This is a genomic window from Acidithiobacillus sp. TH-A35 (genome assembly GCF_057473505.1).
The window spans coordinates 1-3,160 of sequence record NZ_JBYCKR010000036.1; the positions used below are offsets into that span (position 1 = coordinate 1).

The window sequence follows — 3,160 nt, forward strand, 5'->3', positions numbered from 1 at the left end:
GATGCGCGCTTTCGTGGTGATCCCGGAAGGCAAGATTGCTCTCGGCAAGCTCTCTCAGGCGATGATGCATGGTGCCATGGTGTTGCAGATTCGCGGCAACTTCGATGCGGGCATGCAGATCGTCCAGGATGTCGCTGCCCACGCGCCCATCACTTTGGTGAACTCGGTTAATCCCTATCGCTTGCAGGGCCAGAAGACGGCGGCCTTCGAGATTATCGAAGCGCTGGGTGAGGCGCCCGATTATCACGCCCTGCCCGTGGGTAATGCCGGCAATATCACCGCCCACTGGATGGGCTATTGTGAAGCCACTGATGAGCGGACCGATAAATCCCAGTCTCTGACCGCTTCCTGCAAATTCTGCGATGGCGCCTGCACCTATGGTCACGGTAAGGCGGGCAAACGACCGAAGATGCTGGGTTTTCAGGCGGCAGGCAGTGCCCCCTTCATCGTTGGCCACTATGTGAAAGACCCCGAAACCATCGCCACGGCCATCCGTATCGGTCATCCCATGTCCTGGGATCAGGCGCACAAGGTGCAGGCGGAAAGCGGCGGCTGGTTTGGCGGTCATAGCGATGCCGAGATTCTGGAGGCGCAGCGCTGGCTGGCGCAACACGAGGGCGTTTTCTGCGAACCGGCCTCGGCGACTTCGGTGGCGGGGGTGGTGGCTGCGGCTCGCGCCGGAAAAATTGAAGCGGGCGCGACGGTGGTCTGTACCCTCACCGGGCATGGCCTCAAAGATCCCGATACCGCCATCGCACAGGGCGGCGAAGTGCTGACGGTTGATGCCAATCTGGAGGCCGTGCAGCGCGCCATTCTGGACCGTTGATGGCCGATCTCTGCCTCTGGCTGTCGGGGTTGCGCGGCGTGCCGGAGGAGGATCTGGGAGCGGTGTTGCTGCGTTACTGGGGTCGTGGGCGGGCGGAGCGGTTAACGGCTGATTCCTCTTTGGAGGTGGCAGGGCGTTTGCTGGGTTTCGAGGGGTTGTTGCCCGCCGCGGCATTGCTGGCGGAGTCTGAGGGTATAGCGACCGAAGGGCACTGGGTCATTGCCCTGGAGCCGGTGGCGTTTCGCGGACAGGCGGGGCGGGCGGTGTTACAGCCCCTGCCGGGTCTGGATGAGGACTCGGCAGCGGCGCTCTATGCGGCGGCGGTGGCGCATATGGCGGATGCGCCCTGGGTGCTGCGGCGCGGCGCCCGGCGCTGGTATGTGCTGGCCACCGACACGCCCGACCTGCACTGTCCCGATCCCGAACAAGTCTGGGGCCGCGAACCGCTGGCGCTGCAAGCCACTGGTGCCGATGCCCGGCGCTGGAATGCCTTCCTCAATGAGTTGCAGATGCTCCTCGCCGCGCATCCCGTCAATCAGGATGTCGATGCCAGCGGTCAGGAACCCTGGTGTCTGTTCTGGGCCTGGGGGGAGGGGCGATTGCCTTCTGTGCGGCCCACTCCGAAGTGGCAGACGGTGGCGGCGGAGGCGGACTACCTGCAGGCCGCGGCCCGCTGGCTCGGCCTGCCTCTGTCCTCTCCCAAAGCGCTGCAGACCGCGACGAAGCTGCCCGATAACCTGCTCTGGGTCTGGTCCGGGGCCTGGCTCTATCCCGATGCGGCAAAGTCTTTCGCGGCGCTGGTCCCGGCCCTGCAATCCTTGTGGCGGAGCGGCGGGCGTCTGGAGTGTTTGACGGGTGTGCTCGCCAGCGGTGGTATAGAGCGCCTAACGGTTCGCCGTGCGGATCGCTGGCGCTTCTGGCGCAGCCCCGCCCTGCCGGGCCATGCGCTGCCGGGGGCCTGGTAGGTGTCTGAAGCCGTTCGTATTGTCGACCGTCCTGTGGCAGCGGCGATATTGCGCGCGGCTTTGAGCCTCGGATACACCCCGCTCCAAGCCCGGATCATTGCCGGGCGACTGAGTGATGCGGAGGTGGCGAAGCTGCCGGCATTGTTGAGTCTTCAGTTGAGTGGCCTCACCCCGCCCGACTTGCTCCCCGATATCGACATCGCTTCTGAATGCGTTGTCTCCGCCATAAAACAAGGGCTGCCCGTCCTCCTGATTTCCGACTTCGATGCCGATGGCGCCTCGGCCCACGCGGTGCTGAAGTTTGCGTTCAGGGACTATTTCGGCGTTCCGGAACAGCGGATTCACAGTTATATCGGCCATCGCCTGCGGGATGGCTACGGTGTCACCGAAACGCTGACGGACCGTATTATTGCGGAAGCGCCGCGTCCCGCCTTGATCATTACGGCGGATCAGGGGAGCACCGATCATGCGCGGATCGCCCGGCTGCGGGATCACGGTTTTATCGTCGTCGTCACGGATCATCACGGCGTGCCTGCATCCGGGCCGCCCCCTGCGGCCATGGCTTGTGTCAACCCGGTGCGCGAGGATTCGGCGTTTCCCGATCCTTACATCGCTGGTGTGCATGTGGCGTGGCTGCTGTGCTGTGCGGTTCGCCAGCGACTGATTCAGGCCGGCGACCTTCCCGCCAGCGCGCCAAAGCTCGGCGGTCTTTTGGATCTCGTCGCCCTGGGCACCATGGCCGATTGTGTCGATCTGGCGCGATCGACCAATAACAAGGCGATTATCGCCCGCGGCTTGGCGATCATGAACTCGCCAGTGCGACGGCCCGCCTGGCAGGCATTGTACATAGCCACGAACTGCCGAGGCCCCATTACCGCTACCACCCTGGCTTTTCATTTTGCGCCGGTTATCAACGCCCGCGGGCGTCTGGATTCCGCTCTGGGCAGTGTGGATTTGCTCATGAGTGATAGCGTCCCAGTGGCGGAAGAACTGGCGCAGCATTTCGTGGAACATAACACCGAACGGAAAGCGGTCCAGTCGCATATGTTGCACAGAAGCACCGCACAGGCCGCACAACAGGTTCGGGATGGCGCCGCGGCCATTACGATATTCGACCCGAAAGGCCATGCGGGTGTCCACGGTATTTGCGCCGCAAGACTGGCGGAGTCTTTCGGCAGGCCGGTCGCTTATTTCTCGCCCAAAAATGACGCGGAACATATCACGGCATCGCTCAGGACCGTGCATGGTTTTCATGTGCGGGACGCCCTGGCCGAGATAGCCGGCCGTTATCCCGATGATTTTACCGCCTGGGGTGGCCATGCGGGCGCTGGCGGGGTGACCTTGAAGCGCGATGGGCTGCAGCGCTTTG

3 protein-coding genes are annotated in these 3,160 nt (G+C 63.6%); all 3 read left to right on the forward strand.

All coding sequences use genetic code 11. The features are described 5' to 3' along the window. A partial coding sequence (thrC, locus tag AC2VNK_RS01635) for a threonine synthase (protein ID WP_486882569.1) occupies nucleotides 1-826 on the forward strand: 826 nt, incomplete at its 5' end. Continuing rightward, complete coding sequence (locus AC2VNK_RS01640) at nucleotides 826-1,791, forward strand: hypothetical protein (RefSeq protein ID WP_486882571.1); 966 nt, start codon at nucleotides 826-828, stop codon at nucleotides 1,789-1,791. The genes thrC and AC2VNK_RS01640, both read left to right, overlap by 1 nt. Continuing rightward, on the forward strand, nucleotides 1,792-3,160 hold a 1,369-nt coding region (locus AC2VNK_RS01645; RefSeq protein WP_486882573.1), incomplete at its 3' end, for a single-stranded-DNA-specific exonuclease RecJ.